This window comes from Cytobacillus luteolus, assembly GCF_017873715.1.
GTDB classification, from domain to species: Bacteria; Bacillota; Bacilli; order Bacillales; family Bacillaceae_L; genus Bacillus_BV; species Bacillus_BV luteola.
This window is the reverse complement of record NZ_JAGGKM010000002.1, coordinates 21,805-47,262: the sequence shown is the minus strand read 5'-3', so window position 1 is coordinate 47,262 and position 25,458 is coordinate 21,805. Positions and strand designations below refer to the sequence as shown.

Annotated in this window: 26 protein-coding genes and 1 pseudogene; 11 read left to right on the top strand and 16 right to left on the bottom strand. The window is 37.3% G+C overall.

Annotation, left to right across the window (positions count from 1 at the left end):
• Positions 1–18 precede the first annotated feature (18 nt).
• The 6 genes from J2Z26_RS22380 (at position 19) to J2Z26_RS05075 (ending at position 4,551) form a co-directional block, all read left to right on the top strand.
• Complete coding sequence (locus tag J2Z26_RS22380; RefSeq protein WP_319638047.1) at positions 19–219, top strand: hypothetical protein; 201 nt, start codon at positions 19–21, stop codon at positions 217–219.
• Positions 220–345: 126 nt separating this feature from the next.
• Complete coding sequence (locus tag J2Z26_RS05095; RefSeq protein ID WP_319638046.1) at positions 346–1,035, top strand: glutathione S-transferase C-terminal domain-containing protein; 690 nt, start codon at positions 346–348, stop codon at positions 1,033–1,035.
• Positions 1,036–1,040: 5 nt separating this feature from the next.
• Complete coding sequence (locus J2Z26_RS05090; RefSeq protein WP_193536169.1) at positions 1,041–1,541, top strand: GNAT family N-acetyltransferase; 501 nt, start codon at positions 1,041–1,043, stop codon at positions 1,539–1,541.
• Between the two features lie 24 nt (positions 1,542–1,565).
• Entirely contained in the window at positions 1,566–2,642 is a 1,077-nt protein-coding gene (locus J2Z26_RS05085; RefSeq protein WP_193536167.1) for a Gfo/Idh/MocA family protein, read from the top strand.
• 119 nt (positions 2,643–2,761) lie between these two features.
• Entirely contained in the window at positions 2,762–2,929 is a 168-nt protein-coding gene (locus J2Z26_RS05080; RefSeq protein ID WP_193536165.1) for an SE1832 family protein, read from the top strand.
• 134 nt (positions 2,930–3,063) lie between these two features.
• Entirely contained in the window at positions 3,064–4,551 is a 1,488-nt protein-coding gene (locus J2Z26_RS05075; protein ID WP_193536163.1) for a UDP-N-acetylmuramoyl-L-alanyl-D-glutamate--2,6-diaminopimelate ligase, read from the top strand.
• Positions 4,552–4,589: 38 nt separating this feature from the next.
• On the opposite strand, the gene J2Z26_RS05070 is transcribed toward J2Z26_RS05075, so the two are convergent.
• The 3 genes from J2Z26_RS05070 to htpG all read right to left on the bottom strand — a co-directional run bounded on the left by J2Z26_RS05070 (position 4,590) and on the right by htpG (position 9,268).
• Positions 4,590–5,603 carry a DUF1646 family protein gene (locus J2Z26_RS05070; RefSeq protein WP_193536161.1) on the bottom strand — a complete coding sequence of 338 codons (1,014 nt, stop codon included), beginning with the start codon at positions 5,601–5,603 and terminating at the stop codon, positions 4,590–4,592.
• Between the two features lie 139 nt (positions 5,604–5,742).
• A complete protein-coding gene (locus J2Z26_RS05065) occupies positions 5,743–7,212 on the bottom strand; it encodes an MHYT domain-containing protein (RefSeq protein ID WP_193536159.1) in 1,470 nt (489 codons plus the stop codon).
• Between the two features lie 175 nt (positions 7,213–7,387).
• Positions 7,388–9,268 (bottom strand): molecular chaperone HtpG, encoded by a 1,881-nt coding sequence (htpG, locus tag J2Z26_RS05060; protein ID WP_193536157.1) that lies wholly within the window; start codon positions 9,266–9,268, stop codon positions 7,388–7,390.
• 636 nt (positions 9,269–9,904) lie between these two features.
• Here htpG and J2Z26_RS05055 point away from each other — a divergent pair.
• Positions 9,905–10,048: a hypothetical protein gene (locus tag J2Z26_RS05055; RefSeq protein ID WP_193536155.1), complete on the top strand. Its 144-nt coding sequence runs from the start codon at positions 9,905–9,907 to the stop codon at positions 10,046–10,048.
• A 69-nt stretch (positions 10,049–10,117) separates the two neighbouring features.
• Here J2Z26_RS05055 and J2Z26_RS05050 read toward each other — a convergent pair whose 3' ends face one another.
• Positions 10,118–10,288 (bottom strand): hypothetical protein, encoded by a 171-nt coding sequence (locus J2Z26_RS05050; RefSeq protein ID WP_193536153.1) that lies wholly within the window; start codon positions 10,286–10,288, stop codon positions 10,118–10,120.
• 150 nt (positions 10,289–10,438) lie between these two features.
• Between J2Z26_RS05050 and J2Z26_RS05045 the strand changes: the two genes are divergently transcribed.
• Positions 10,439–11,131 (top strand): Dph6-related ATP pyrophosphatase, encoded by a 693-nt coding sequence (locus J2Z26_RS05045; protein ID WP_193536151.1) that lies wholly within the window; start codon positions 10,439–10,441, stop codon positions 11,129–11,131.
• Positions 11,132–11,180: 49 nt separating this feature from the next.
• On the opposite strand, the gene J2Z26_RS05040 is transcribed toward J2Z26_RS05045, so the two are convergent.
• From J2Z26_RS05040 to J2Z26_RS05030, 3 genes and pseudogenes are all read right to left on the bottom strand, one after another.
• Entirely contained in the window at positions 11,181–11,348 is a 168-nt protein-coding gene (locus J2Z26_RS05040) for a hypothetical protein (RefSeq protein WP_193536149.1), read from the bottom strand.
• A 44-nt stretch (positions 11,349–11,392) separates the two neighbouring features.
• Positions 11,393–12,399 (bottom strand): annotated as a pseudogene (locus J2Z26_RS05035) (LLM class flavin-dependent oxidoreductase).
• 202 nt (positions 12,400–12,601) lie between these two features.
• Positions 12,602–13,096, bottom strand: coding sequence for a fasciclin domain-containing protein (locus J2Z26_RS05030; RefSeq protein ID WP_193536148.1), 495 nt, complete (start codon positions 13,094–13,096; stop codon positions 12,602–12,604).
• Between the two features lie 262 nt (positions 13,097–13,358).
• Between J2Z26_RS05030 and J2Z26_RS05025 the strand changes: the two genes are divergently transcribed.
• Positions 13,359–14,495, top strand: a complete 1,137-nt coding sequence (locus J2Z26_RS05025) for a DUF2515 domain-containing protein (protein ID WP_193536146.1) — start codon at positions 13,359–13,361, stop codon at positions 14,493–14,495.
• A 23-nt stretch (positions 14,496–14,518) separates the two neighbouring features.
• Here J2Z26_RS05025 and J2Z26_RS05020 read toward each other — a convergent pair whose 3' ends face one another.
• The gene (locus tag J2Z26_RS05020) at positions 14,519–14,788 is read right to left on the bottom strand and encodes a DUF1292 domain-containing protein (protein WP_193536144.1); all 270 of its coding nucleotides are present in this window, start codon (positions 14,786–14,788) and stop codon (positions 14,519–14,521) included.
• A 227-nt stretch (positions 14,789–15,015) separates the two neighbouring features.
• On the opposite strand from J2Z26_RS05020, the gene J2Z26_RS05015 reads away from it, so the two are divergent.
• Positions 15,016–15,480 (top strand): DUF2663 family protein, encoded by a 465-nt coding sequence (locus J2Z26_RS05015; protein ID WP_193536142.1) that lies wholly within the window; start codon positions 15,016–15,018, stop codon positions 15,478–15,480.
• A 51-nt stretch (positions 15,481–15,531) separates the two neighbouring features.
• On the opposite strand, the gene J2Z26_RS05010 is transcribed toward J2Z26_RS05015, so the two are convergent.
• Positions 15,532–16,647, bottom strand: coding sequence for an NAD(P)/FAD-dependent oxidoreductase (locus J2Z26_RS05010; protein ID WP_193536140.1), 1,116 nt, complete (start codon positions 16,645–16,647; stop codon positions 15,532–15,534).
• A gap of 122 nt (positions 16,648–16,769) precedes the next feature.
• Positions 16,770–17,618 (bottom strand): aldo/keto reductase, encoded by an 849-nt coding sequence (locus J2Z26_RS05005; RefSeq protein ID WP_193536139.1) that lies wholly within the window; start codon positions 17,616–17,618, stop codon positions 16,770–16,772.
• A 153-nt stretch (positions 17,619–17,771) separates the two neighbouring features.
• On the opposite strand from J2Z26_RS05005, the gene J2Z26_RS05000 reads away from it, so the two are divergent.
• The gene (locus tag J2Z26_RS05000; protein WP_193536138.1) at positions 17,772–18,272 is read left to right on the top strand and encodes a metallophosphoesterase family protein; all 501 of its coding nucleotides are present in this window, start codon (positions 17,772–17,774) and stop codon (positions 18,270–18,272) included.
• A 40-nt stretch (positions 18,273–18,312) separates the two neighbouring features.
• Here J2Z26_RS05000 and J2Z26_RS04995 read toward each other — a convergent pair whose 3' ends face one another.
• The 6 genes from J2Z26_RS04995 to J2Z26_RS04970 all read right to left on the bottom strand — a co-directional run bounded on the left by J2Z26_RS04995 (position 18,313) and on the right by J2Z26_RS04970 (position 25,445).
• Entirely contained in the window at positions 18,313–19,473 is a 1,161-nt protein-coding gene (locus tag J2Z26_RS04995) for a phenylacetate--CoA ligase family protein (protein WP_193536136.1), read from the bottom strand.
• Positions 19,474–20,262: an ABC transporter ATP-binding protein gene (locus tag J2Z26_RS04990; protein WP_193536134.1), complete on the bottom strand. Its 789-nt coding sequence runs from the start codon at positions 20,260–20,262 to the stop codon at positions 19,474–19,476.
• A gap of 85 nt (positions 20,263–20,347) precedes the next feature.
• Positions 20,348–21,526, bottom strand: a complete 1,179-nt coding sequence (locus J2Z26_RS04985; RefSeq protein ID WP_193536132.1) for an ABC transporter substrate-binding protein — start codon at positions 21,524–21,526, stop codon at positions 20,348–20,350.
• Between the two features lie 59 nt (positions 21,527–21,585).
• On the bottom strand, positions 21,586–22,647 hold the full coding sequence (locus J2Z26_RS04980; protein WP_193536130.1) for a branched-chain amino acid ABC transporter permease: 1,062 nt from the start codon (positions 22,645–22,647) through the stop codon (positions 21,586–21,588).
• 3 nt (positions 22,648–22,650) lie between these two features.
• Positions 22,651–23,535: a branched-chain amino acid ABC transporter permease gene (locus J2Z26_RS04975; RefSeq protein ID WP_193536128.1), complete on the bottom strand. Its 885-nt coding sequence runs from the start codon at positions 23,533–23,535 to the stop codon at positions 22,651–22,653.
• The gene (locus J2Z26_RS04970; protein ID WP_193536126.1) at positions 23,535–25,445 is read right to left on the bottom strand and encodes an AMP-binding protein; all 1,911 of its coding nucleotides are present in this window, start codon (positions 25,443–25,445) and stop codon (positions 23,535–23,537) included. Before J2Z26_RS04970 ends, J2Z26_RS04975 begins: the two co-directional genes overlap by 1 nt.
• Positions 25,446–25,458 lie beyond the last annotated feature (13 nt).

Below are 25,458 nucleotides of genomic sequence, written 5' to 3'. Positions count from 1 at the left end.
TTGGAAGGTGGTTTTACTTTGAGAGAAGACATAGATACACCTAACACGACTAAAAAGCCGGTTGAGATTAGTAAAGATGGATCGTTTAAACGTCAAACAAACAGATTTACTACTCCATTTGGGAATGAGTTAGGTAATTTACCTGTTGAAGCAAATCGATACCGACTTCTATGGTCACCTGCCTGTCCTTGGGCACATCGTTCTGTGATTGTTCGTTGAGTACTAGGATTAGAGAATGTAATTAGTCTAGGAACAGCTAGTCCAATGCGCCCTATCCTACCACGTGTAGATTGGGAATTTTCTCTGGATGAAGATAGTACTGATCCTGTTTTAGGAATTCGATACATGAGTGAAATTTATTTAAAAACAGATCCTGAATATTCTGGTCGACCAACGGTACCTGTTATCGTTGATGTCTTAAAAAATGAAGCAGTTAACAATGATTATTTCAAGCTTACTAACTATTTTGAAACCGTTTGGGAACCATTTCATAAAGAAAATGCTCCTGATTTGTACCCTGAGCACCTCCGTGTGGATATTGACGCATTAAATGATGTTATATTTCATGACATCAATAATGGCGTATACAAGTGTGGTTTTGCTCAGTCTCAAGAATCCTATGAAGAAGCATACAACCAACTTTTCTCTCGTTTAGATGAATTAGAAGAACGGTTATCGAACCAACGCTTTTTATTTGGTGATTATATTACAGATTCTGATGTACGATTGTTTGCAACACTAGTTCGATTTGATGCAGCCTACTATAACGGATTTAATACCAATCGTAATTTAATTCGTGAATATAACCACTTATGGGGCTATGTTCGTGACCTTTATCAAACAGAGGGTTTCGGTGATACTACTGATTTTGATGCGATAAAAAAACATTATCATACGTCTATTACCATTTCCCCTGAAAAAAAGGAAGTGAAAATCCTACCTAAAGGGCCTGATTTAACTGTTTGGAATTCAGAACATAATCGCCATCTTTTAAGTAAACAAGAAGATAAGTTTCTTATTAAAAAAGGAAGTTGATTTCAATGAACATTCGAGATGCTTTACCTCATGAAGTCCCTATTATCCGAGAACAACGAGTTGCTGCTTACAGTGAACATGCAGAGTCCATCCCAACTGATCATTGGAATGCTTTAAGAAAAGCCATTTCTTCAGATGCTGATATTCAGCCTGGAGTCGAGTTAATTGTTGCAGAAATTGATGGCAAGATTTTAGGAAGTGTTGCCCTTTTCCCACCAAAAACGGATGCGTACGAAGGGTTTATCGAACAATTAGAACATGCTGAAATCAGATTGCTAGCCGTCTCTCCTGCTGCTCGTGGAAAGGGCGTAGCATCAGCTCTAATCCAAGATTGTATTGAGCGGACGAAGGCTAAAGGTTATGATGCAATCGGCTTACATACTGGTGACTTTATGGAAAGCGCGATGGCACTCTACGAAAGGATTGGTTTTGAGAGATTGCCTAAATATGACTTTGAACCGGCAAATGACGGTATTATTGTGAAGGCGTTTCGGTTGAAGATATAATTTGGATAAAGGAGTTGTTTGGATATGAGTAAAATAAGAGTAGGAATTATCGGTACAGGATTCGGGGCAAAGGTTCACGCCCCTATGATGAAGTTACATGGAGGCTTTGAGGTTGTTGCAATTTCTAGTGTATCACGAGGTAATGTGGACGAAGTTCGAAACACAAGTTTAGTTGAGAGTGTGTACACAGACTGGAAGCTTATGCTTAGAAAAGAAGAGCTGGATTTAGTTGTAGTTGCTTCTGCTGTTCACTTACATAAAGAAATGGTACTTGCTGCTTATGAAAAAGGAGTTCATGTTTTGTGTGAAAAGCCAATGGCGTTTGATACAATCGAGACGGAGGAAATGATTTCAGTTCGTGACACAGCAGGAAAACTTGGTCTGATTAATCATGAGTTCAGGTTCCTCCCTGCCCGTTCTAAGGTAAAGGAAATCCTGGAAAGTGGAAGTTTAGGTGATATAACGCATATTCGCTACCAAGCGTCCTTTGCGAACTACTCAGGTCTTTCTACTAGATCCCGTGGCTGGCTTGGTCAAAAAGAAACAGGCGGTGGAATGCTTGGCGCACTTGGTTCACACATGATTGATGGTCTTCACTGGTGGACCAATAGTCAATTTATCGAGGTGTTTGCAAATCTTCCTATCCATGTTCCTACCTCAACCGAGGCGGATGGAACAGTTGAAGTACGAACTGCTGATGATGGATTTCAAGTAATGGGTACACTTACAAACGGCGCTACTGTTACTCTTGAGTTAATCTCAGCTGCTCGACAAACAAAAGATACTTGGCGTCTTGAGGTGTTTGGTGAGAATGGAACCCTTGTCATGTTAGATGATAACAAAGTTTTCATTGGCAGTGGTGATGCTGGACTAGAAAGTGTTGAATTAGCCCCAGAAATTAAAGCACCTGATGAAATGCCAGCAGTTGCCGCTCGTTACTATAACGGATTTAATCGTATGTTAGATGCCCTTCAAGAAACACTACAAAATGGTTTAAAACACCCTTACCTTGCAGATTTTGAAAATGGAAACACTACACAAAAAGTGTTAGATGCTGTTAGGGTTTCACATGAGGAAGGCAGAAGAGTAAAAGTTGAGTAAAATATATGGATTTGAATTGGATTATAAGATCTGGTTCAAAGCCTCCCCTTTAAACTTCCAACCCTTTTTTTGCTAAACTATCAATATACTTTTTTATAAAACAGAAAGTGGTGAAACGCGTGACTAAAGTAAATGTTGAAGATAAAATCTCTGAACTAAAGCGAGAATACGTTCGAATACAAGGTGATATTGAGCGTCTTGAATCACTTGGCCATTCATTTGAAAAGCTTGAAGTAAGGCTTACTGAGATTGAAAAAGAAATTCAAGAATATCGTTTACTAAAATAGCTTCACAACAGCAGTTCAAAATTTGAGCTGCTGTTTTTTTATGTTTTTACCCCATCTACTCTTTCTTTTTAAGTATATTTTTACGCTTATGATAAAAAATAAAACTCAAACTATAATTTATGAGGAATTAGCGAATGAAGATTGCTTTAAAGAAGTTATTTCAACAAATCGGATTACTGTGTGATGAGGATATTGAGATTAATGGGATTGAATTCGATTCAAGAAAAATAAATGAAGGTAATCTTTTTGTTGCTATTTCAGGACATATTTCGGATGGCCATACCTTTATACAGGCGGCGGTAGACAATGGTGCTGTTGCAATTATTGGTGAAAAGGAGTTAAAGAAAGAGGTTTCAGTCCCCTATTACCAAGTTGAAAATTCCAGATCACTTTTATCGAAATTGGCAAATGCCTTTTTTCAAGAGCCTCAATATAAGCATAAGATGATTGGAATCACAGGGACGAATGGAAAAACCACATCAGCGTATATGCTCCACCACATTTTAACAAGTAACGGTAAAACAGCTTCGCTTATTGGAACTGTTGGATACATTATTAATGGAGAACAGCATGAGTCAAGCTTAACTACTCCTGACGCGATTACTTTGCAAAAAATGATTTTTGAAAGCAAGGATGAATATGTTGTGATGGAAGTTTCCTCACACGGTCTAGATCAATATCGCGTGGCTTGTCAAATGTTTGATTACGCATTATTTACTAATTTGACTCATGAACATTTAGATTATCATTTAGACTTAGAAACCTATTATCAATCAAAGAAAAAGCTTTTTAACTGTCTTAAAACCGAAGGGAAAGCCATTGTTGGTACGTATACCCATTGGGGAGAGAGATTATATAGAGAACTGTATAACGAAAAAATACCTGTTTTTTCATATGGGCAGAAAAAGCGGAGAGAAAACATTTATTTGAAGTCGTACACTTCCACTCCAACAGCAACTTTGATCGTACAAGATCATGGTGAAGAATATCAAATTCATATGAAAATTCCAGGAAAACACAATTTATTAAATGCTCTTGGAAGCTATATTTGCGCACGAGATATTGGGTTTTCTCCTGGAGAAGTTATTTATGCATTGGAGAAATTTGAAGGAGCACCTGGCAGATTTGAGCAAATACTCACACCAATTGGCTCGAAGGTTATTATTGATTATGCCCATACACCCGATGGCCTTTCTCACGCTTTAGAAACAGCTACTTATTGTATCAATAATGATCTTTATCATATATTTGGTTTTAGAGGAAATCGTGATCGTTCGAAGCGTAAAGAAATGGTTGAGATTAGTCAAAAGTATTGTAATCATGTCTACTTAACCCTTGATGATTTGAACGGGATAGAAGAAGAACTAATGGTTAAAGAATTGTTTGAGCTTAGTAAACCTTATGCGAATGTTACTGTGATTAAAGACAGGAGTGAGGCAATTTATCAAGCAATAGGCTTACTGCAAAACGGTGATGGATTAATTATTACTGGAAAAGGACCAGAAAAATACAATGAACAGTATACCTATCCTACCCTTACCGATAAGGAAACAGTTCTTCGTTTTTTACAGGAATCAATAATATATGATGAAAAATATCATAACCAGGAACAACAAAGATAAGGAAGCCTTCATTCTAACATGGGCTTCCTAATTATTTTTTATTGGAAAATAAACAACACGATAAAATATATGACCATACAAATTAAACCAATTGGTATACCAAAACGTGCCCATTCTACACTTGTAATGTTAAGCTTACCTGCTGCAATGATGTTAGGAATATTCCCTGGGATTAGCATTCCACCACTGATTAATAGACCTAATAAGATAGCTCGAATAGTTTCTCCATCCATTGAAGGACTGATTTCAGCAGCTGCAAGTGTTGCATTATCTAATACAGCTGAAATGATATTTAACCAGTATAACAAGGCTGGCTGTAGGCCAAGAATATACGCATCAATTAATGGTTTGAACCCATTTCCTAGATACGTCAAACCCATAACGAATATATAAATCTTAAAAGACCTAACAAGTACCTCAGTGTAGCTTTCTATAGGTTGGTTTGCTGTTAATCCTTTTGTACGAGAAATTGGCTTGATAAAAATAGGTGTTAATAGTCCTAATACAATTACCGCAGTTATAACCTCAGGTCCAATTAGTTTGAATAGGAGGGAAAAGTCTCCGTTAAGCTTACTGACCGTAATGGTACTTAGTGGTTCACCAATTGGGGTTAAAGCTGCTCCAAGACCAATCGAAAAACACGCTAAAATCGTAAATCGGATTTCTGATTGACGGTCTAGTGATATAACACTGATTACCGTTACTAGTATAATAGCGGCAATAATTGCAGTAATCATACTTGAAGCAAGCCCTAAAATAATGACCGTTAACGCGAAAAATACTCTTGGTGACAATACGCGGATTAGTAAAACGATTGAACGCTCAATCGATTCTTTTAGCCATTTACACAACAAACCCGCTATCAATACGGCAATACTAATATTTATTGGATCTATAAGTGCTTTACTTATGATTGTACGATCCATAGAGGTACTCACAATACAAGCAGCAACCCCCATAACAAGTAGAAACAATTCTAAATTGTGCTCTACCCTCTTATTCCAAAAAGGCAAAAACAACACGAACACCAAGATGACAACTAGTCCTATCATAACTTCAGATCCCTCTTACCCGAATTTTATAATTCACTAACCACTATTAACCCTATTCGGACTAGCATCAAAATATGACAGAAGGGGCCTGACCCCCGGCGCTTTAAAGCGTTATCGCGCTGGGGGTCAGGCCCCAATTTTAGGATATGTTGTTTTCGGTTAGTTCTTGCCTTGCTTTATTTGTTTTAGGTATTGTGATGGATACTGTTGTTCCTTTGTTTTGAGTGCTCTTGATTACAAAGTTCCCGTTGTGATTATGGATAATTTTTTTACTGACCATAATTCCTAGACCTGTTCCTTCTGTTTTTGTTGTGAAGAAGGGATTTCCTATTTGTTTCATGTCTTCCATTGAAATGCCAACACCCTCATCAATAATGGTTAGTGAAATTGTTGAGTTGTCACTTTCAAGTTTCACATATATTTTCCCACCATCTGGTGTTGCTTCAATTGAATTTTTAATCACATTAACCAAAACTTGTTTGATTTGATTTTCCTCACATGTGGTTAGAAAATCGTTGCCTACGATAGCAGTGAGTATTTCAATATTTTTTAAAACCGCTTGAGTTTTTAATAATGTAACCACACTATGTAAAACACTAGATAAATCGCTAGAGGTAAACTTCACTAAGTGTGGTTTTGATAAGACCATAAACTCACTAACGATGAAATTGATTCTGTCGATTTCATCCATCATGATAGTTAGGTATTCTTTATTTGTTTTATCCCTCGTTTTTTGATAGATGATTTTTGTGAAGCCTTTTAACGAGGTTAACGGATTACGGATTTCATGAGCCACACCGGATGCTAGCTCACCTACAAGTGATAGCTTTTCTGACTCTTTTAATTTCCTCTCTGTTTCCCGTAGTTCTTTAATATGTACAATTAACTTTTTATCTAAAAAAGCACTTGATACAAACATAATGAATAACACGATTATTGCTGGTAGACCTATAAATGAACTAAGTGTATCCGAGGTGATTTCATAGTATGTAAAGTATTCTTCAGGTATTGGGTCAATGTAAAAATGTGTACCCCACATTCCACTATAATGCATGCCTGAAATTCCGATTCCCATTAAAACACTACTAATAATTCGATGACCAATTCGGACGGAATGTTTATCATTAAAGAAAAATAATAACCACAATGCACCAAATGCAGCAGTCATCGCGATTAAAGTAGAAATTATCCCAAACAGGGGATCGTAGTGAATGATATAATTTACACTCAAAGCACTAAGTCCAACATAATGCATACTTGATATACCTGTACCCATGAACAAACTTGCGATGATTAAACGAAGTAGATTTGTCTTCATTATCAAAAAAGCAATTCCCGTTCCTATAATAGAACAAATCATAGAAAGTAAGACTAGCCTCATATCATAAACCAAATCACCTGGCATCTCCAAGGCTACCATTCCGACAAAATGCATAATCCAAATTCCTATACCCATTACAACGGCACAGCAAATTAACCACTTTTTATACATTATTTCATTAAACTCTATCATTTTCCATCTAAGGTCTAAAGCTATATAAGAAAAGATAATTCCAATAAAAATGGAGAATACGAACCAGTAAATATTATATGAACCTATATGTTCCATGAGTGAATCTCCTATCCAGATATATTTCTAATCTAGCATAGCCTTATAGTTGGAAATATATAATAAAAATAGGAAGTAAGTACGAGTAAGCTTATTTCTACTGAATAATAAAAGGACCTGAGCCCTAGTGCACTAACGCTTTAACGCACCGGGGGTCAGGCCCCAAAAGACACAATTAGACCATAACTTTACAGATGTCGTTTGTAAATTCGACTGGGTCACCTACAGGTAGTCCTTCAACGAGAAGGGCCTGGTTGTAAAGGAGGTTTGTGTATAGGTTTAATTTTTCTTTGTCATGTTCAAATGCATTTTTTAATGATTTGAACACATCATGATTTTTGTTGATTTCAAGTATTTTGTCAGCTTTAATGTTTTGGTTATCGGGCATTGCTGCTAGAATTTTCTCCATTTCGATTGTTACTTCCCCTTCTGTTGCTAGGCATACAGGGTGTGTTCTCAATCGTTTGGACACGCGTACATCTTTCACTTTACCAGTTAATAACTCTTTCATATAATCAAATAACTCTTTGTTCTCGTTAGTTTCTTGTTCTGTATTCTCTTTGTTATCCTCTTGCTCGATTCCAAGGTCACCGCTTGATACAGACTTGAATTCTTTCTCTTTGTATGTCATTAACATACGAATTGCAAATTCATCGATGTCATCCGTGAAGTATAGGATTTCATAGCCTTTTTCAGCTACTAGCTCGGTTTGTGGTAATTTCTCAATTCTTGCATGAGACTCACCTGTTGCATAGTAAATGTACTTTTGGTCCTCTGGCATTCTTGACACATACTCGTCTAATGTGACCATCTTCTTCTCTTTTGAAGAATAGAACATTAATAGGTCTTGAAGAACATCTTTATTGCTTCCAAAATCACTATAAACACCGTATTTTAATTGTCTGCCAAAGGATTTATAGAATTCGTCGTATTTTTCTCTCTCATTTTTTAACATAGCTTGTAGTTCACTCTTAATCTTCTTATTAATATTTTTAGCAATGAGCTTTAGTTGGCGGTCATGTTGTAGCATTTCACGAGAGATATTAAGTGACAAATCCTCTGAGTCTACGAGCCCTTTTACAAAGCTGAAATAATCAGGTACTAGGTCTGCACATTTGTTCATGATTAGTACACCATTTGAATACAGCTCTAAGCCTTTTTCATATTCTTTTGAGTAAAAATCATATGGCGTTTTTTCGGGAATATATAAAATCGCATTGTATCGGATTGTACCATCTACACTAATATGAACATGCTTTAAAGGCTTATCAAATCCGTAATGCTTTTCATTGTAAAACTTCTCATAATCTTCATCCGTTAGTTCATTCTTATTCTTTTTCCAGATTGGAACCATGCTGTTGATCGTTTTTTCTTCAACAACTTGCTCGTACTCGCCTTCTGTTCCCTCTTTTGGTTTGCTTTCTGTCACATCCATTTTAATCGGGTAACGAATGAAATCTGAGTATTTTTTAATAATAGACTTTAATTGGTACTCCTCTAAATACTCATCATAGCTTTCATCTTCTGTGTTTTCTTTAATCGTTAAGGTGATTTCAGTTCCAACAGTATCTTTTGAAGTTGGTGCGATTGTGTAACCATCCGCTCCCTTTGATTCCCATTTATACGCTTCATCGCTTCCTAACGCCTTACTTACAACCGTTACGACATCTGCTACCATGAAGGCTGCGTAAAAACCAACACCAAATTGTCCAATAATAGCATGTCCATCTTTAATTTCATTTTCATTTTTAAATGCTAAAGAACCACTTTTGGCAATAACACCTAAGTTATTTTCTAGCTCTTCTTTTGTCATCCCAATCCCAGTGTCAGTAATTGTTAGCATTCTATTTTCTTTATTCGCTGTTATTTTTATGTAGTAGCTGTCTTTATCAAAACTTAATGATTCATCTGTAAGAACTTTGTAGTAAAGCTTATCAATTGCATCACTTGCATTTGAAATTAATTCCCTCAAGAAAACTTCACGTTTTGAATAGATAGAATTGATCATCATTTCTAATAATCTTTTAGATTCTGCTTTAAATTGTTTTTTGGCCATAACTAGATCTCCTTCCACAACGATTATTTCTTATTTTACATATTAATTAGCACTCGTTCAAGGAGAGTGCTAAACTCACTAATTTTTAATTATCATAAAAAACTTTTTCTGTCAATAAAAAAATGCAAGTAGCTCTGTATTGAAACAGATCTCTTGCATGATTCTACTATACTCGAAGGACGGTAAACTCTCCTCCACCTAATAGCTTTTTCGTGTAATCAATCTTTGCAGAATCAAAATATACTTTATCTTTTTCATGTACAAGGAACTGTATGCCATCTTGCTCAGTTACTTCATCATTTTGTAATGCTGACTCTTCCAGAGCCAGGCGAAGTTGTGGACCTCCTCAGCCAATTCCCATTGTTAATCGAATAAAGGGCTTCTTTCCCTCAGCAATTACATCTTGGACTTCTGACTTGATTTTATCTATTGCCGCTTGAGTTATTTTAACCATTGTGATTCCTCCCTTTTCCTTATTTTAGACTACTTATTATTATTGATACAATTAAAAGAACCTGAATTATAGCGTCAGTAATCCTTGACGCATGGAAATCAGGCTACCTTCTGTTTGGTATAAAATGGACCAATGAGATGGATAATAATATCGTAGTTTATTTTACATAGGGGGGTACACCATTGGAAAAAGAAACGTTTCAACCAAAGGACACTGGTAAATTAACGAATAAACATTACGGTATGGAAGATGACAAACGAACTGAAGAAGTACTAACCGACCATGGCACAGTTAACATGACGTCAATTGTTGACAAGGAAAAGTAGAAAATCAAATAGATGAGTTTTCAAGAAGATAGCTTGGATTTCTTTCGTCCAGGCTATTTCTATACTCTTCTATAAAGATTTAAACAACGCATTGAAAACAATGAGCAAAATTAAAATTGTCACAACAAGAACGATTTCCCCATCGCTGGCCTCAGTTTCTTTCCTTTTCTGTTGTTTAATCTTTCTATACTTTGCTTGAATTTGTTTTCGCAATTGTTTTCTTTTCTCATCTCGATTCATCTCAGACTCCTTTTTTCAGATTAAATTAGTTTTTTACGTTCTAATCTAATGAAAAAGTAGTACAGTTCTAGAATTTTTTATGAGTCCACATTCTTGTCTTCTTCCCCTATCATCCGTTACCATTAAAAGATAAGGAGACGTGATTTTAGCATGCCTAAAAATCGAATTGTAATTTCATATAGTGGTGGCAAGGATTCTACACTAGCTTTGTACCGAATCATACAATCTGGAGAATGGATTGTTGACTCGCTGTTGGTTACGTTAAATGAAGAAAATAAACGAACAAGCATGCATGGTGTTAGGGAGAGTTTGTTGAATGCTCAGGCAAAAGCATTAGGAATCCCGTTACGTAAAGTATATATCCCACCTACTTGTACGAATGAACAATATGAGAAAATTATGGGGAAAGCCCTAGATGAAATTGAACAGGACAAGGTCTCCTATATTATGTTTGGAGATATTCATTTAGAGGATGTAAAGGCGTATAGAGAAAAAATGCTAACCAACACTTCCATAACGTCCATTTTTCCATTATGGGGTGAAGATTCCCAATCACTAATAAATGAGTTTCTGGAGTTAGGTTTTAAGACAGTAATAACATGTGTTGACGTTGAACAATTAGAGTCGTCATTCGTTGGAAGAGTAATTGATAAAGGTTTTATTGCTGAACTACCTACAAGTGTCGACCCATGCGGAGAAAATGGTGAATTTCACACCTTCGTGTTTGATGGTCCTCTCTTCTCTAAAAAGATTGAATTCACCATCTCGGATGAAACAACGATTACTCAAGACCTATTCACTGGCAAAGATCGATTCTACTATGCCGACCTAAACGGGGCCTGACCCCCAGTGCGTTAACGCATTAACGCGCCGGGGGTCAGGCCCCAGAGTTCTAGTTGTTTGTCATTGTTTTGAAGGCATCTGTTTTTACCATTTTTAGTAGAAAGTCGTCTGTGGCTTCATTATCTTTATGTACGACATGCATAGTTCCATCTGGTTCAGTATGGCTTGTCGTTGTTTCGTTTTGTACGTTATCATTGTTGATATTTTGATCTGTCATATTTATCACCTCCATGTATTTAGGGTGTGTAAATATGACCTTATTTAACCACTATACCCTAGTAACTCAGTTGCAATAAGTTTATATGAGTTTAAACGGTCTTCAGGAGAGTGGGTTATCGTTACAATCATGATTTCGTCAACTTTGTAATTTTCATGTATCTCGTATAGTCTTTTGCTAACTTCCTTTGGATTACCAATAATCATTTTCCGGTTCATTTTTTCTATGACCTCTGTTTCTTCTGCAGTTAACAAGAACCGCTTAGCATCCTCTATTGATGGAACACCTTCATTCCCTTCCCCTCTACCTTTTTGGATCGACCATATTTGTGTACTTAAGGCAATCTCTTTTGCTTTTTCAGTTGTCTCTGCACAAACGACAGAAACAGTTAAAGACGCCTCTGGCTTTTGTTTCTCATTACGAGAAATAAAGGCATCTTTATATTGCTGTATAATCTGAACACCATCACTGTCGCTCATAAACTGTCCAAAATTATAGTCCAACCCGTTTTCACCAGCTAGTACCGCACTTTTTTTACTTGTTCCAAGTAGCCAAGGAGTAGGTGAAATCTCTGGTATTGGCTCTGCCTTAACCTTTGCATAAGGATGATCCTGTGGAAAATTATTGTCTAAAAAATTTAGGAGTTCCTTGACCGAAGTAGGCATCCTCCATACCTGTTGCAAAAAATTATCCGACAAAGCATTGGTTGCTTCAGCTGAGCCACCTGGGCTCTTCCGATTCCAACATCAATCCGACCAGGAAACAAAGTTGCCAGCATATTGTAAACTTCGGCCACCTTATAAGGCTTGTAATGAGGTAACAACACAGCTCCTGAACCGATTCGAATGCTAGATGTATTTGCTCCTATGTAACTTAACATGACCTCCGGAGCTGAACAGGCCAACCCAGATAAATCATGATGTTCTGCAATCCAATATCTTGTATAGCCGTACTTTTCCCCTACCTGTGCCAATTTCATCGATTCCTGTAAAGCAACTTTTGGTGTTTGGTGAGAAGATATTGGTGCTTGGTCTAAAATGCTTAATCTCATGAATTCTCATTCCCTTTCTTAAATAACTTCAAGCAGCACCAAACGATTATCTCCAACCTGCTCTTACTAAATATGAAAAGAATAGCATTTGCAAGAAGAACGATGCAATTCTTATGCCTAACGTGTTCGGTTAATTAATGCCCAAAAAAAGACCGAATTCAATTTGAATTCAGCCTTGTCCATTTTATAGGATACCGTTACTCTATGGGAGTAATACCTCATCAATAACATGAATGACACCATTAGAAGCTTGGATGTCAGCTTTTACAACATTGGCATTATTTACTTTAACAGGGTCAAGTGATATTTCTACTGATTTCTTTGCTAATGTCTCAGCTTTCATCCCATCTTTAAGGTCACTAGACATAACTTTGCCTGATAAAACATGATACAACAGAATTTCCTTCAAATCATCCCTAGCTAATAACTCTTCTGCTGTAATGTCTAGTTTCTTTAATAGTTTTTCAAATGCTGCATCTGTCGGAGCAAAAACTGTAAATGGTCCTTCTCCTTTCAAGGTCTCGACCAAACCAGCCTTTTTCAAAGCAGCTGCTAACGTAGTGAAATCACCCGCTGCTACTGCCGTATCGACAATATCCTTTTTATTTGTAGGATTCTCTTGTGCTAATACTCCATTTGCCACTGACATAAACATTATTAAAACGAATATAACCAATACATACTTTTTCTTTTTCATTCCTTGATCCTCCTCGATTTGTTAAAGTCAAAAAGAAAGTTATGTAGGAAGGTTTAGTCTCCATTTTCATTTAAATGGCATCTCCCTCGTGTAAACACAAAGGTAGTATTCGTTTAATTAACATTTTTATCCTATGATAAATAAATTTAATTTCCGACCATCCAAACCGAAGAGTGAAACAGTTCTATCTTTTTCTTTTGTTCAATAAAATGACCTTATAGTCCGATAAATTTGTCATTTAATTGATTTAGGAGGTAAGAGAATGTGTAGGGTTTTTAATAAAAGGCATAAACAGTTATCGAAAACTCAAAAGGAACTAAAAAAAGCCTTGAAAAAAAACACCTCCATTAAGCGTTCACTCTCCACAGAAGAACAGTTACTTATTGAGGAGATACAATCGACTACAAAAATCCTGAATCTAAACAATCTCACTCGAACGATGGCCTATCTTGATTTTTATCTAGAACACCCTGAAATTCATTGGTCTTTTTTAGCTCATATGGTGTCAAGAAATGCTGGATGGAATATGACTGATTTAAAAGGAGAGTATTTACCAAGAATCTTAACGGAAAAAGAGATAAAATCTTTTTTTAATTTTATCGAGCGAGGCAATTGGTTGATTTTTCAGGATGCTTTTCCTCAACTATTATTGTATGAAAAAAGTATTCAAACTGGAATAAACCTCTTCTATTTACTACCACACTTGAATGTGTCTGTGTTTATGGAACCCATCTGGAATCAGTTCCTGGAATATAGAGATTCTTACACGCTTACTGTCGCGTTAATTATCAATGAACAGAGCTATATAGAGAGTAGAGTAATTGAGAACAACAGATTCAAGGAGGATGTTTTAAATACCTTTGAGTTTAAATTGCAGGATTTATTATCTATGAATCATATACTATTTCCATCTTCCAACGATACAAAAACCAAGCTTACTGGCCAGACTGTCCGTCATTTTGACAGTCTAGATGAGAGGATATTATTAGGAAAGAGGCTTTACTCTATCTTGTTTTCCATGCACCATCTACCGCCCATTGAAAAATGGGCAAAACAAACAATCCATACAGGATCTAGAAAAGATTACTGGCCGCATCTATTTAATGATATTGCAGAACTGGCTCCTGGTAGTGAATTAAAGCCCCGATTACAAAATTGTAAACTTACGAAAGGTACACCAAGAATTTATAGTCCTGCACTTGCGTCAGTTTGGGAAAATCAACAGCACGAACCGGCATCACCTGGTGATTGGTATAAGGACTGGGATGTGTTACACTACATGGCGAAATCTGAGGAAAAAGTGAATGGTGATATTGAAGGAGATTATTGCAAAACAGTAGAAAGACTTGAAATGGTCGCTTTATCGACAAAATTAATTCAATTTCTTGATAAAGATTAAAGGGGATATAACATCCCCTCTTCTTACACTTCTTCGTCAAGAATGGCATCAAATGCACTAGATACCTTATCAAACTCTTCATCGCTCTCGATTGCCGTGAAGTCACCATCTTCGTCCACTTTCAAAAAGAAAACATCAATGTCTCCTTCTTCACCTTCTTGAAGGTCTTCAACAAAACTAACAGCTATATAGTCCGTATTTTCAAGAGTAACGACTCCTAGCACCTCTACCTCTTGCTCTGTATCATTCTCATCTGTAATTGTAAATACTTCTCCAACTTCGATCTTTTCCATATTTTCTCCTCCTTATTTTGCGGTAATAAACTACATAAGTAATTCTATCTTTTATTTTCCCAAACACAAGTAAATTCATGCAAAAGAGGAATTTTTTTCATAATTTTAATCACTTCACTTTATCACATTAACGCACCGGGGGTCAGGCCCCAAATTTAGTATTCTATGTTTTAAGTTAGTTAATATACATATAATACAAGCTTTTTTCAGATAAGGAGGGACAATTTATGTCTACAAGTCTTGCAATAGCACCTTGGGAGCATCATGATTTTCACATATCCAAAGAGGACGAGGATTCAATAAAAAGATTAATAGAATTAAATAACAAACATAACAAAAAGAAGAGTCAACATACGACCGTGTTATATGCCTTTATTGTAATAGCAAGTATAACTCTCATTAAATATTTCTTCCCTGTAAGCTTTTTTGCCAACTTTTATTTAATAGAAGCATTTTTTCAAGATAAAAACCTAACAAGAGATTTATTTGTAAACGGTGCACTATTTTTCGTCTCAAAGTTAACATTTGACCTGCGTGAAAAAGCTAAAGAGGACTACCATTCTTTACGGGTTGAACTAGTAGATTTATCAAACAAAGAATGGTTAAAGAAATACGGTGAGGCCACAAATACCAAAATCTATGAATACCTTTACTCACAACACAAAATTAGAATTAACCATAAAACAAAATAACATTCACTTTTACACTTTAAAGCACCGGGGGACAGGCCCCCGGTGACACATTTAAAGAATAGCGCCTGAGACTGGATAGAGTTTGAGGTCGATATTGAGTGGTTGGTCGAGTGCAAGTTTGGCTAACTGGAACCCTAGATATGGGCCAACTGTTAGTCCTGAGGCACCAAGACCATTAGCTACTAATACTTCATCATTGTTCGGAAGCGAACCAATAACGGGTAGAAATCCTGGGGTAAATGGTCTGAATCCAACTCTTGTTTCACTTACTGTAGATTCTTCTAGTCCAGGTGCAACTCCTAACGCTTTATCTAATACTTCATGAAGTCCACCTACTGTGACACGCTTGTCGAATCCTTTATCGTTTTCATGTGTGGCTCCAATTACGATTTTCCCTTCGTCAAATGCAACAATATACTGATCATTAGGCGGCATAACCACAGGTAATTCAGCTGTTTCATGTTCGTCAACTTGTAAATGTACAATTTGTGCCTTCTGAGCATCTACTAAGAATTCAATGCCCAGCGGTCTAATTAACTCCTTTGCCCACGCTCCAGCAGTTACAATCACTTTCTCACCTAGAAAAGAATCACTGCCCACCGTTACACCAACCACTTTCCCTGCCTCTATTTCTAAACGAGCATTTCCTTGTAAAACTTCAGCACCATGTTTCTCTGCTCCTTTTACAAGCGCATTACGAAGTGCTCTGCCATTCACTCGTGCTGCCCCGCTAATATGAACAGATGCAAATTTTTCATCCAAGTAAGGAAATAACTTCTTTGATTCTACCTCAGATAACCGAGTAATCTCACCAATTTCCGGGGCATCTTCTCTCCTTTTATATGCTCTTTCTTCCATTTTATCTAGCTTTCCAGAATCAGTATGAAGACTGATGGCTCCAACCCTCTTATAGCCTGTATCTTTTTCTCCATCCTTTTCTAGCTCAGGAATTAATGAGGAATAGTAACTAGCACCATTCTTTGCAAGCTGATACCATGCTTTATTTCTTCGTTGTGATATCCAAGGACATACAATTCCTGCTGCTGCATCCGTCGCTTGACCTTTATCTTCGCGATCAATTAATAGCACTTTCGCTCCGTTTTTTGCCAAATGATAGGCTGTCGACGCTCCTAAAATTCCCGCTCCAATTATAATAAATGGTTTCATCTCTAACACCTTTTCTTTTTTTAAGTCTAATTATGTCGTTATTTTACAAGATAGGTAGAAAGCTTTCAATAAAACAAAAACAGACTCGGTTTACACACCAAGCCTGGTTTCAAACAAACTACTTATTCTTCAAACCCACGATTAAATTCATCCGGGTTGGGTCCGACACGTTCATCCTTGTTCAACCCACTAATTCGTTCCATATCCTCAGCTGAAAGTTCAAAGTCAAATACATCAGCATTTTCAATAATACGATGTTCTTTAATCGATTTAGGAATCGTTACAACTTTATTTTGTAAATCCCATCGTAAAATAATCTGAGCAGTGGATTTTTGATATTTTTCAGCAATCTCATTAATGGTTGGGTCACTTAAAAGCTGACCTTGTTTTAATGGTGACCATGCCTCGAGTTGAATTCCCTCACTTTGACAGTAAGCTAATAACTCCCTTTGTGTTAAATGCGGATGAAACTCAACCTGGTTAACCATAGGCTTAACCTCAGCATCTTTAATCAGTTCTTGTAACTGGTGAACATGGAAATTACTCACGCCAATAGCACGAACTCGACCATCTTTATATAATTTTTCAATAGCCTTCCATGTATCTTTAAACTTGCTGCTATCTAAACCTGGCCAATGAATTAAGTACAAATCTAAATAATCAAGACCTAACTTGCTAAGGCTTGTTTCAAAAGCCTGTAATGTAGTGTCATAGCCTTGCTCTGAATTCCAAACCTTTGTAGTTATGAATAGCTCATCACGAGCAACACCTGATTCTTTAATTCCTTGTCCTACACCTTCTTCATTTTGATAAATAGCAGCAGTATCAATGCTTCGATACCCATTTTTAATAGCAGCCTTTACTGATTCAATAACCTCGGACCCTTCTTCAACTTTAAAAACACCGAGTCCAAACCAAGGCATCTTTACTCCATTATGTAATGTTGTTGTATCCATTAAGCTTTTAGGCACGTGTATTCCTCCTACAAGTAAGTTCTAGAACGATTACTATTATCTCAAAAAAGAGAAATCTTAACCAACGTTTTGCTTGCCTGATCCATTTGTTTAATTTATCATTCATCATTTATAGTAAAATAAGATTACAAAACTAAAGGAATGAAATAAATGAAGATTATTGTCCTCTCAGACACTCATATGCCCAAACGTGGAAAAAAGCTCCCAGATTTGTTAGTAAAGCAGCTAGCAAATGCAGATTTAATTATTCATGCTGGCGATTGGACTGACCTAGAAGTCCTTACTCAACTCGAAAAATACGGTACGGTCGTTGGAGTGAGTGGAAATGTTGACACTCCGGAGGTTAGCCAACTCTTTGGAGATAAAAAGGTGCTGCAACTTAATGGCTTTAAAATCGGAATTGTTCACGGCCATATCGGCAAAAAGAAAACAACACAAGAGCGCGCACTTGAGGCCTTTAACGATCCTAGTCTTGACGTTATTATATTTGGTCACTCTCATATTCCATACCAGGAATACCACGAAGGTACTTTATTGTTTAATCCTGGTTCTCCTACTGATAAACGATTTCAGAAGGAGTATTCATTTGGGATACTTGAACTAAATGACAAGATACATGCTGATATTTGTTATTATCATGATAAAACATAATAAAGATGAGGCCTATGCACCTCATCTTTTTAAATAAAACTTATGGACGCACTCGCTCATCAACGAGTAGTTTTTCCCTTTTCGATAATTCTCCAATGTTTACCCTTTTAACAATAGGGCTCACTCTTATCACATCTTGAAGTTTGCTAACAAGATCTTGATTCAATTCAGTAGCTGATTCAACAGTTATCTCTAATTGATCTTGATTTTCCCTACTCGAAACAAGGGCTTGAAAAGATGTATAACCTTCGTTTGCCAGTACAGCAGCAAGCTGTTTTTCTCTAACAAACATCCCCTTCACTTTAACTCCATCACTTACACGGCCTAGAACCCCCACAATCCGTTCTCCCTCATAGCCTTCAACCCATTTTGATAAATCCCCTGTTCCAAAACGTATCAGAGGATAGCTTTTATCAAATAACGTAACAACAACTTCCCCTTCTCCATCATCAACCAATTCACCAGATACCGGGTCACAAATTTGAACGATGGCGGAGCTTGTAATCTTTAACCCTGGTCCTTCCTTATCTTCAAAAGCAATACAGCCACAATCTGCCGTACCATATCCCTCAAAAACTTGAATACCTAATTCTTCACACCTTTGACGTAATGCCACAGGTGTCATCTCCGCTGTGAAAAATGCCTTTGACAAGGCTAGTTCTCCCCCCTTCACCCAACCTTTTTCCACAGCAGTATCTAGTAGAATGGTAAAAAAGCTTGGTGTACCTACATAACCAGTTACTTTTATATCCTTCATAACCTGGAGTTGCAGCTCTCGATTGCCTGTTCCAGCTGGAATAACAGTCGCACCTAGCTTTCTCAAGGCAGAATCAAACATAAAACCAGCAGGTGACAGGTGGTAAGAGAATGTATTTTGAACAATATCATTCTCATTAAAACCAGCAGCCTCAAGTGCTTCTGAAAATCTCCAAAAATCATCCTCATGTGTTTGAGGATCATAGATTGGACCTGGTGACATAAATACCCTTGCCATTTCAGCTGTAGAACGGGTTGACAATCCTGCAAAAGGTAGATTCTCCTGTTGCAAATCTGGTAATCTATCCTTTTTTAACACAGGAATTTTTACGAGATCCTCTACAGTTGTAATTCTATCAGGAGTTAGTTCTTGTACCTCCATTACAACCTTAAAGCCCTCTGCATGTTCATACGCATAGGATATCAATTCTTGAATCGATGACAATTATAGCCACCTCTTTCTACGTTTGTAAGATTTAATATCTTTATAGTTTTTCGCACCCTTTGAACTTACACCAAGATAAAATTCACGCACATCTTGATTGGATAATAACTTATCAACAGAGCCTTCCATAACAACACGTCCATTTTCCATGATATAGCCATAATGAGCAATCGAGAGGGCTACCTTTGCATTTTGCTCGACAACCAAAATGGTAGTCCCTTCTTCTTCATTAATCTTTTTAATGATTCCAAAGATTTCTTTTACCAACAATGGCGCAAGTCCTAAGGATGGCTCATCTAAAAGTAATACACTTGGTTTTGCCATAATGCCTCTTCCAATTGCGAGCATTTGCTGCTCTCCACCAGATAAATAACCAGCCTGCCTGTTTTTTAGCATTTCTAACTTCGGAAAATAGTGATACACCTTTTGTATATCACCTTTAATATTTTTTCGATCCTTCCGAGTATGTGCACCTGCAATTAAATTATCTTCCACAGTAAGGTGCTCGAATACACGGCGACCTTCCATACATTGAAAAATTCCCTTTTTTACAATAACATCTGCACCATTGGTATCAATTCGCTCATCATTTAATTCAATAAAACCATCCGTTACTTCACCATTCTCACTTTTTAAAAGACCTGAAATAGCCTTAAGGGTCGTTGTTTTGCCAGCCCCATTACTACCTAATAAAGCGACGATCTTCCCTTTTGGTACTTCCATCGATAGTCCTTTTAAAACTAATATAACGCGATCGTACACTACTTCGACGTTGTTTAAAGTTAGCATCATAATCCTCCATTTACTTAAAAAATAAGCGTGGTGTCGAACATTTTCAAAAAAAAGGGGGACAATTCCTCTCCCCCTTAAGTAATTAATAGCCAATATAGTCAGTAAATACTTCCCACTTTCCGTTTTTCACTTCAGCTAAACGGATTTGGTTTGTACCAGCGTGATTGTCGGCAGTGAAAGTAATTGGTGCGGCTAATCCACCAAACTCTAGGTTAGAAATCTTCTCTAATCCTTTACGGATTCCCTCACCAGTTGTTGGGTCATCTGCCAATTTCACACCTTCAACCATAATTGATGCTGCTACCCAGCCTTGAACGAATTTTTGGTTGATGTCATCAATCGTTTTTCCTTTGCTTTCTAAGTACTCTTTAATATCAGCCATACCTTCTAAGTCTTCATATGGGAAGGCATGTGTAACCACGCCAATAAATCCTTCAGCAGCTTCTCCTGCAATTGGAAGTAAGCCTTCCCCTGTTGCCCAGTTTAAACCAATAAACTTCGTGTCAATGTCTAGTTTTTTCGCATCCTTTAAGATCGTTGCAGTAGCACCCCATGTTTGTTGAATAATCGCATAGTCAGGATTTTTCTTTTCCATGTTTAATAATTGAGATGTTGCATCTAATGCACTTAGTTCAACAATCTGCTCATCAACAACTTCTACACCATTTTCAGCGGCGAATGCTTTTGCATCTTCAATTGGTGATTTACCAAATGCAGTGTCATTGTAAATTAATGCCAGTGTAGGAGTTCCACCCTTGTGATTATCCTTGATCCATTTAATCGCAGAACGAGCTTGGTCAGAATAAGTAGCTGCCACTAAGAAGTTGTATGGACTCTCCTCAAGATTTTTAAGGTTTTCTGAGTAGGAAGCTGAAATGTACGGTAATTTGTCATTTGCTACTAAACTACGAAGTGCTTCGGTATCACCAGTACCCCATCCTAATACACCAGCTACTTTGTCTTTTGATTTAAGCTTTTGATATAGCTTTTGGGCTTCTGGAATTTTGTAGGCATAATCATCCCCAATTAGTTCTAGCTTGTAACCATTTACAAGACCCTTTGTAGCAAGGTGCTCAAAGTATGCCTTTTCCCCCTCAGCATAAGGAGTGCCTACATCACCAGTCCCACCGGTTAAGTCAAATAGTCCACCGATCTTAATCGTACCTTTTTCATCACCTGAAGCCTTTTCTCCTCCTGAACAGCCAGCCATAACACCTAGTACTAGTAACAAGATCATACTGATTGACATGAACTTTTTCATACTTTTCCCCCTCATTTTCCTATAAATATTTTTAAGTAGAAATACATATTTTTCCGTAGCTAGTAGGAATACGGCCAGAGCTTAAAGTAATCTTTAATATTCTTCCACATTTTCGCTAGACCTTCAGGCTCATAGATTAGGAATAGGATAATAACTAATCCAAAAACCACTTCCTTTAACCCTACTAGTACATTCGCTAGGTCCGGCATTACTCCACTTAAAACCTCGATTCCACCACGGAGGAAAACTGGTAGTAACGTAATAAAGATTGCACCATAAATCGATCCGAACACACTTCCTAGACCACCTACTAAAATCATTGCTAAGAATTCAATAGAAACCGTTATGCTGTATAGCTCAGGGCTAACAATCATCGTGTAATGGCCAAGCAAAGCACCAGCAATTCCTACGAAGAAAGAGCTGATTGAAAAAGCCAACACTTTGTATTTGAAGATATCAATACCCATCACTTCTGCAGCTATGTCACGGTCACGTACCGCGATAAAGGCTCGGCCCACTCTAGACCTAAACAAATTCAACGTAAAAACTGTCGTAATAAGTAATACAATAAACATTAGATAGTAATAACTTGTTTCACTCGCAAACATGAATCCACCGACACTAGGTCTAGAAAGTACCATTCCAGCTGTTCCACCTGTCAACGAATCCCATCTTGAAATGACAAACAAGATGATTACTTGAGCTGCTAGAGTTGCAATGGCTAGGTAAAGTCCTTTTAAACGCAGAGAAGGAATTCCAAATAGTGCACCTACAAGCGCGGTTATTAATCCAGCTGTGGGCATCGCTATCCAAAAACTTAAGCCTAGCTTTACAGTTAAAATAGCTGACGTATAGCCTCCAACCCCTAAGAAAGCACCAACCCCAATTGAGATTTGTCCTGTAAAACCTGTTAAAATATTTAACCCGATCGCTCCAATTGCTGCTATCCCACACAAAGTGGCAAGTCCCACGATATAATCCGAAGAAATTAGAGGGAAAATCGCAAAGAGTAGAACGATTGCGTAAATTCGCATTCTAACACGGGTAATTTTCCAAATGTTCATGTCTTGCTTGTAGTTAACATGGAATTCACCACAATCCATTACGAATGGATTTCGCATAGTTTACACCCTCTCGATTTCTTTTTTACCGAACAATCCATACGGCTTAAACATTAAAATAAAGACCAGTAGAATAAATGGCATAACTTCTTTCATCCCACCACCAACTAATGGATCTAAATAGCCACCAGTCATACTTTCTATGATTCCGATAATTAATCCCCCTACAATCGCACCTGGAATACTATCGAGACCTCCAAGAATTGCAACAGGTAAAACCTTAAGTCCGATGGCTGATAACGATGCATTTACACCATTGATGTTTCCGAGTAAAATACCTCCAACTGCAGAAACAATCGCAGCGATAGCCCATGATACGGCGAATATTGTCTTTACGCTGATTCCCATAGACATGGCAGCCTGTTGATCATCTGCCGTTGCACGCATCGCAATTCCAAGCTTGGAATACTTGAAAAAGAGAGTGAAAATTAAGAGCATGACTACGACAATCCCTAGTGACCAAAGGTAAACGGGTGCTACAACTACTTCACCAAACTTAACTGGTTGTTCGGAAAAAATTTTAGGGAAAACACGTGTTTCATGTCCCCAGATGATATGAACAACCCCTGCTAATACACTGGAAAGTCCAATCGTTGCCATAATCATTGATATGACGGGTTCTCCGATAAAGGGCCTGAGAACAATCCGCTCTATTACAAACCCTAAAATGGCACTAAATAATAATGCAATTAGAAGAGCAGGTAGAAATGGAATATTATATGCTGTGATGAGTGTTAAACAGACATACGTACCCACTAGTAAAAACTCGCCTTGAGCAAAGTTAATTGCGTCACTAGATTTATAGATTAATACAAATCCTAGGGCAACTAGTGCGTACACACTACCTACAACGATTCCTGTTACTAACATTTGTAAGAAAAACGTCATTAAGCTGCTCCCTCGCCTTCATCCATAAAGATTACTCGAAGTGTTGTTTGAATCAGTTGTTCATTCCCGTCACGATATTTAATTCGCCCTTCCACATCGATTTGGTCACTTTCTGAATAGATTCCATCAATAAGCTTTTCATACTTTTTAGCCACAAACTGTCTTCGTACTTTTTTCGTACGAGTTAACTCTTCATCATCTGCGTCTAATTCTTTATAAAGCAGAACAAACTTTTTAATGCGGGCTTTTTCAGGTAGGGACCTATTTACCTCATTGACCTGTTCTTGAATAAGTTCAAGAACAGCAGGTTTAGATGATAAATCTGTATAAGTTGTATATCCAATTTGTTTTTTCTCTGCCCAACGGCCGACATTTTCCATATCAATATTAATCATTGCAACAACGTAAGGACGATCTCTTCCTGTCGCAACTGCTTCTTGGATGTAAGGACTGAACTTTAATTTATTCTCAATAAATTGAGGAGAAAACATTTCACCTGTATGTAGACGAATTACGTCTTTCAAGCGATCGATGATATACAGATGTCCCTCTTCATCCATTCTTCCTGCATCCCCTGTGTGTAGCCAACCGTCCTCAATTGTTTCCTTGGTTGACTGCTCATTTTTGTAATACCCTAAGCACACACTAGAGCTTTTAATGAGAACCTCACCTTTATCCAAAATTTTTACTTCAGTACCAGGTATCGGAGTCCCAACACTATCAAGCTTAATATCACCATCTCGGTGAACAATCGAGATTCCTGATACCTCAGTCTGACCGTAAATACTTTTTACATTAACCCCAATGCTATGAAAAAATGTAAATACATCTGGACCTAGTGGCGCTCCTCCTGTATAGGCACGTTTAATACGCAGTAACCCAAGATGGTCGCGTATCGCAGAAAATAAAAAGTAGTCTGCTAGTTTATACTTCATTCTCAATCCACGTGGAATTTCTTCCTTATTGAACTTAGCTTTGGCTACTTTTTCACCAATCGGCTTGCACCATTCATACACTTTACGCTTAAACCAGCCGGCATCCTGGATTCGCACTTGAAATTTTGAAACCATATCTTCATAGATTCGTGGAGGTGAAAACATAACCTGTGGCCCGATTTCACGAAGGTTTTCCAATACAGTCGTTGGTTCTTCTGGAAAATTAATCGTCATCCCACTTGATAGTCCGGTGGCAATGGTCATCATTTGCTCACCAATCCATGCTAGCGGTAAAAAAGAGAGGTATTCGTCATTACCATCTAATGGATCAAATGAGGTTAGGTTATGCGCCATATCAAATAGGTTTTGATAACTTAGCATAGTTCCCTTAGGATTTCCTGTCGTTCCAGAAGTATAAGATAGAATCGCTAAATCCTCATAGGTTCCCTTATTAAGTTCTTTTTCAAAAAATGTAGGGTTTTCTTTGTTATGTTCCTTCCCTATTTTTAGTACGTCATCAAAGAATAAGAGATTTTCAGCTTTATAATTTCTCATTCCTCTTGGATCATAATAGATGATTGTTTTGACCTTCTTAATCTGATCCATCACTTCATAAAGCTTATCGACTTGTTCCTGATCTTCTACAACAACGATTGAAGCATCACAATTATCAAGAATATAAGCAATTTCATTAGGAAGAGATTCCTGGAAAATCCCTACGGATATTCCACCTAAGCTTTGAGCGGCTAACTCACTGATGACCCACTCTGGGCGATTGTCACCGATAATCGCTAGCTTATCTCCACGATTTAATCCTAGTTTTGCAAGCCCTAAACTAAAATGTTGCACATGTTCGTAGTATTGATGATAGGTAACTTCATTCCAAATTCCATAATCCTTTTCTCGATAAGCTACCTTCGAACCCTTTAATCTACTATTTTCCCTTAATACTTGAGGAAATGTCATGTTTGACATCAAATACCTCCTC